The sequence below is a fragment of the Chamaesiphon polymorphus CCALA 037 genome, assembly GCF_003003845.1.
GTDB classification, from domain to species: domain Bacteria; phylum Cyanobacteriota; class Cyanobacteriia; order Cyanobacteriales; family Chamaesiphonaceae; genus Chamaesiphon; species Chamaesiphon polymorphus.
Window position 1 is genome coordinate 1 of sequence record NZ_PVWO01000403.1, and the last position, 5,487, is coordinate 5,487.

Annotated in this window: 7 protein-coding genes; 4 read left to right on the top strand and 3 right to left on the bottom strand. The window is 43.8% G+C overall.

Annotated elements, in window-relative coordinates; genetic code table 11:
- The 3 genes from C7B77_RS30880 to C7B77_RS22895 all read left to right on the top strand — a co-directional run.
- A partial coding sequence (locus tag C7B77_RS30880) for a hypothetical protein (protein ID WP_219892249.1) occupies positions 1-183 on the top strand: 183 nt, incomplete at its 5' end.
- Positions 184-1,123: 940 nt separating this feature from the next.
- Positions 1,124-2,176 (top strand): uroporphyrinogen decarboxylase, encoded by a 1,053-nt coding sequence (gene hemE / locus C7B77_RS22890; protein ID WP_106310350.1) that lies wholly within the window; start codon positions 1,124-1,126, stop codon positions 2,174-2,176.
- A 79-nt stretch (positions 2,177-2,255) separates the two neighbouring features.
- Positions 2,256-2,462 carry a type II toxin-antitoxin system HicB family antitoxin gene (locus C7B77_RS22895; protein ID WP_106310353.1) on the top strand — a complete coding sequence of 69 codons (207 nt, stop codon included), beginning with the start codon at positions 2,256-2,258 and terminating at the stop codon, positions 2,460-2,462.
- A 155-nt stretch (positions 2,463-2,617) separates the two neighbouring features.
- Here the strand turns inward: C7B77_RS22895 and C7B77_RS22900 are convergent, their stop codons facing one another.
- On the bottom strand, positions 2,618-3,172 hold the full coding sequence (locus C7B77_RS22900; RefSeq protein ID WP_106310355.1) for a hypothetical protein: 555 nt from the start codon (positions 3,170-3,172) through the stop codon (positions 2,618-2,620).
- A gap of 126 nt (positions 3,173-3,298) precedes the next feature.
- Here C7B77_RS22900 and C7B77_RS22905 point away from each other — a divergent pair, with 126 nt between their 5' ends.
- Positions 3,299-4,090 carry a phosphodiester glycosidase family protein gene (locus C7B77_RS22905; protein WP_106310358.1) on the top strand — a complete coding sequence of 264 codons (792 nt, stop codon included), beginning with the start codon at positions 3,299-3,301 and terminating at the stop codon, positions 4,088-4,090.
- Between the two features lie 57 nt (positions 4,091-4,147).
- On the opposite strand, the gene C7B77_RS22910 is transcribed toward C7B77_RS22905, so the two are convergent.
- Together C7B77_RS22910 and C7B77_RS22915 are read right to left on the bottom strand one after the other, a co-directional pair.
- Entirely contained in the window at positions 4,148-4,792 is a 645-nt protein-coding gene (locus C7B77_RS22910; RefSeq protein WP_106310361.1) for an RNA ligase family protein, read from the bottom strand.
- Positions 4,793-4,806: 14 nt separating this feature from the next.
- Positions 4,807-5,487 (bottom strand): EndoU domain-containing protein (locus tag C7B77_RS22915; protein ID WP_106310364.1); only part of this gene is annotated, 681 nt, incomplete at its 5' end.

The following is a 5,487-nucleotide window of genomic DNA, read 5'->3' on the forward strand; positions in this document are numbered from 1 at the left end:
GTTTGTCAACTGGCTTGGCGATCTCGATTGGGATTATTCAGCAAAATTGCTGACTCTAGCCTCGATCGTTGCTTTGAGATAACCGGACTCGATCGAACAATTTGTCGATCGATCGCGGTATCCGAGGGGAGCTATCGGCAGAATAATTGGTTCCATCGCAGCAAGTTTGAGTCTTTGAGATGATTGGCTTTTTTTGCACAGAGCCTTCTGCTCAGGCAGAAGCTACGCCAACGCCAACTCGATTTAGTTAAATTGAGTCTTTAGTTTAGAAAAATTTGGTACTAGAAATCTAGCGATGATAAAGAGATTAGTTAATCCAATCGATCGACGTTGATATTTAACAGCGTAACTGTTGTTGTTAAAAATAAAATTGCAGTTTAGGTACTTCTACCAAAACGGTAAAAGCGACTTTTGCAGGGAAACTGACGACAACGATAGGGATAGATATTTATTAACGACAAAAATCGATCTATTTTACTGGTACGATAGGCGCGACAGATGCGACCCGTTCCACATTTGGGACATTTGTGAGCATCGATTGATTGATTATTAACTACCATTTGTATAGCACCTTAAGTGGAAGATTGTAGCGATAGTATACCCAGCAAAATTAGACAGCTAACACTTTGGTGCGATCGGAAACTTTAATTTGGAAAGAAGGTTTCTTCCCATCCAATTTTTGCAATACAAATATTGTAACAGGTTGTCATGTCAACAGCTAAATAGCTGAAATTAATTATTAATAATCTCAATAATGGCGATCCCAGAATAGCTACGCACTCGGCAAATTGTCTAAAGAGTGGTTATTTGCATGGTAATTGTCGCAACACCGAACTTGCCAGCCAGAGGGCAAGCGAGTGACACCACCCCCATCTAAAATGTCAGTTATCGATCGCAATCGCTAGTTCCGAAGTTGCTGGCAAAGACGATCGATCGCGAGACTCGGATCGCGCCAATGAGGATCGATCGTCAAGATTGGCAACAGCTTCTAACACAAAGGGGTAGCTAGTTTGCTATTCTGGAGGTTATGTCTTTCGAGCTATGCTCGTGGATATAGGGTAGGAGCGGGTTTTATCCGCGTTCGCCACTAGCCACGCTATATAAAATAACGATAAATTAAAAAATGACAGAGATCGGTCAAGAACCACTATTATTACGTGCGGCCAAAGGTGCCACACTCGATCGTCCGCCAGTTTGGATGATGCGCCAAGCGGGACGCTATATGAAAGTCTATCGGGATTTACGCGATAAATATCCCTCATTCCGCGATCGCTCCGAAAAACCCGAACTCGCGATCGAAATTTCCCTCCAACCCTGGCGCGCCTTCGAGCCAGATGGCGTCATCATGTTTTCCGACATCCTCACGCCCCTACCAGGCGTCGGCATCCCCTTCGATATCATCGAAAGTCGGGGGCCAATTATCGAGCCAGCAATTCGCTCTCAGGCGCAAATCGATGCCCTCCATCCCCTCAATCCTGAAGAGTCGCTGCCCTTTATTAAAGAAATCTTGGGCACCTTACGCCGCGAAGTCGGTAATAAATCTACAGTCCTCGGTTTCGTCGGCGCACCCTGGACATTAGCAGCATACGCGATCGAAGGTAAAAGCTCCAAAGACTATGCCAACATCAAAGGGATGGCATTCCGCGAACCTCAGATGCTCCATAGTCTACTCGCAAAAATCGCCGACGCGATCGCCGTCTACGTTCGCTATCAAATCGATTGCGGTGCTCAAGTCGTCCAAATGTTCGACTCCTGGGCGGGACAACTTAGCCCCCAAGACTACGAAACCTTCGCCCTTCCCTACCAGCAACGCGTCGTTCGCCAAGTTAAGGAAACTCACCCAGATACGCCCCTGATCCTCTACATCAGCGGTAGTGCGGGCGTATTGGAACTAATGGGTAAATCTGGTGTCGATATCGTCAGCCTCGATTGGACGGTAGACATGGCAGTCGGACGCCAACGGATTGGGACGCATTTAGGCGTACAGGGCAATATGGATCCATGTGCATTGTACGGTTCTGAAGATTTCATTCGCGATCGGATCGTCGATACCGTCCGCAAGGCTGGCAAAACCGGACATATCATGAATCTCGGTCATGGTGTCTTACCAACAGTACCAGAAGAAAATGTCGCCCACTTCTTTGAAGTCGCCAAGAATGTCGATAAATTACTCTAACCTTTTGGAGTAGTATAAAGATTAAATATCCTCTCTATCTTTCATAAGTTAGGGAGGATTTTAATGAGGATTTAAACTAATGCGTTATGCCACGATTGTTGAAAAAACAACCAATAACTATTCTGCTTATGTGCCAGATTTACCTGGCTGTATTGCCACTGGTACGAGCATAGAAGAGGTGCTCAGTCAAATTCAATCTGCAATTTCATTTCATTTAGAGGGCTTGCAGTTAGAGGGTTTTCCTATTCCTGAGCCGACTACTGTGGCTCTCCAGCAGTTATGGTGATAAGCAAGACTTATTGAAAAGGGTAAAGGGGTTTTGATGACATACTAACATTGCTGTTTAAGTATCTATTTCCCCAAAATAGCTGGAGAGCCTTCCTGAGCCGACTACTGTTTGCGAATATATTGAAGCGGCTTGAATAGTCGATCGACAATGAGTTAAGTCTCTATATCTACTTTATTGTCTCTAAATGCTCTCTTTTTTGCCGAGCGACGTTTTGCAGATTCATATTTATTAAACCAATTTTTATCCGATCCGAAGTGCATACTTGGTGCAGAAGCTAAATGCGGATTAACGCCACCATCTCGGCGAACCATCGCACCATTAAAAGGACAGTGTATATTTGTCTGGTTATACCTTGAATAAATTCCAAAGTTACGATGTTTGATTCTTTTAGCTTTGAGAATTTTTTCTTGATTTTCAATAATTTTGCCCCACAGTTTCGACTCGTCACCATTAGTTAAAGTTTCTCCTAGCGTCGATACGGCAATATACGTATATGGATCTTTGATTTGCAAGAATTCAAAGAATTTGGCAAACTGCTGATGTGCTAAATCTCTAATCGCAATTTTCTGAGTTAAGTCTAGTTTATTATTTTCAATAATCGATCGATATAAGGCTAAGGGATTGAAATCTGTATATTTTTGATATCGATCGAGAATATAGATATACTCTCGATATGTTAATCGATTGAATTTAATGCCTATTTTCATCGCAACAACCTTCTGTCAACTGTAACTAGCAACTTGGAATAAAGACTGACTACAGCACGATCTCGATAATTTACGGAAACTGGCATGACTCGATTGAAGAGATTCTAAATAGACTTCCAAAATTCCATGCACGATCGATCCAGTTTTCATTCTATCTGGCACAGCTTCCGCTATATTCTCCTCCTTCCATTTGCTCTTCTGACTGGCTGCATCCAACCAAATCAAGCTAGCTCTACATTTGAGGAATCTACTGTGGCTCCTGGCATTAAAATGTGGACTAATGCAGCAAAGAAAACCTACGTCATCGAAGCAGATCTGAGTAAAACCACGCTTCGCAGTATCAGCGGCGCGCCGACTTCAGCTGGAAAAGTCGGGCAAATGAAGTTCGACGAATTTTGGGCGCAAAATAGCAATAACGGTGCGCTGCAAGTATTAATTAACGGCACCTTTTTTCAAACATATAACAAACCTACTGGCATTGCCTTCGGCTTAAAACAAGACAACCGACTCATCACCTACGGCTACGGTTTGAATGAGTTTCCAGGCCAAACCATGACTGTAGCCTGGTCTGATGGTAAGATTGCGATCGAACCTTACAGCCGCAGTACTTTCGATGGCACAATGCCCAACGTCGTCGGCGCACTAGCCCCCACTGCTGGCAAAAATGCCAATAGGGCACTCCCCCGCAACTTTATCGGCATCAAAAACCCACGCGCTGACAACATTTATAGCACCGTCTTATTATTCATCAGCCCTGCTGCGAGTCAAAGTGAAGCCGAGCAAACATTACAGAAATTTGGTGCGGAGCGCATCGCGATGTTAGATGGCGGACAGAGTACGGGTTTAATTGTCGGTGGCAAATCGATGATGCAACCCAAAACTAGAATTCCCCAAACGATTGGGATCTTCACCAAATAACGTAGATCGATATATCGCTATATCTTGCCCAAATCAGCGATCTCTACACGGTTATATTTACTCCCAATAATCTTCCCATCGATCGGCAAAAGCTGCTTTGAGCTTGGCTAAATAAGCATTAGTTTTAATCTTGGCCATCCATAAATCTTGGCCGCCCGTGCCGCCTTTACAAATCACACCTTCATCGACTTGATATTTACCCGATCGGACATCTTCGGTAAATTTTCCGGTTAATTTACCCCGATAAACTACTCTAGCGATCGAGAGATGTTGGAAGTCATCAACAAATTGAAACGGACTAATAAAGCCAAAATCTTCCAACCACACATCAAATAGTCTCAATTCTTTGGAATCTTCAGGTCGATGTAATCCGGCAAAAGAATTAGAGCCTAAAAACTCCATAAAAACTTTGATTTCTCGAACGTTTTGATACTGAGATCGATCGAGAAAAACTCGTTCCAAATCGCTGGCCCAGTCGCGATCGAAGACATCGGTACATTCGCTCAAATGTTGGTGTTTGGCTTGAAAATCGCCGATGCCCGCAGGAGTTAGATTAAACACATCGCGTCTGGTACCGAAAGCGTGCCAACCAAAATCTCGATCCCAATCCCAATGCATATTGGTACCGTCGTATTTTTCAAATGCGATACACTTACCATCGGGACAATTACGGCTATCGGGGATTTTAGGATAAAATAACATATTGAGGCGATTGACTAAGCAAAAGGCTCTATTGGTGTTGCGTCGGGATAAAAAGTAACGATCGCATTATCTTCTTTGACAAATACTGCTGGATAAGTATGTCCCGAATCGACATCGACGACGGCAACAGTGTAAGTAGATCGAGGACGAGCTTTCTTTTTAAAAGCTTGGGTAGCAGCAATTAATAACTCGGCGGCATCGGTAACTAAAGCATAACCATTGCGACGATCGGCTAATAATCTATCCCCGTATTTTACCAAGACACCAATTGTATAAACAACCCCATCGATCGTTTCTTCTTGATGCTGATTATTAGGCATTTTACCTGCTAATCCTTGCTCTTGCAGTTGCAGATAGCGTCCGACATAATGCATCCCTTTCAACTGTTCGCGCTCGATACTCCCGCAAAAAATATGCTCGAAACCATCGCGTTTAAACCAGATCTGAGTTAGATCTTCGAGAAATTCTGTTTTGCTATTTCTCCCTGCAAATATCTCACCATCTACAGCCTGCTGAATGCGCTGGAGTACTTCTGGATATGCCTTCAATAATGCTTTAAAATCGTCAGCAGCAGGGTGAGATCCTAAAATACCACAAACTTGTAAGATATCTCGATCGAATGGCGATAATTGGGGCGGTGGGGGCGTGATATCGACGGCAATTCCCTGGGGGACGTGATGGACTTCGGGATTGTC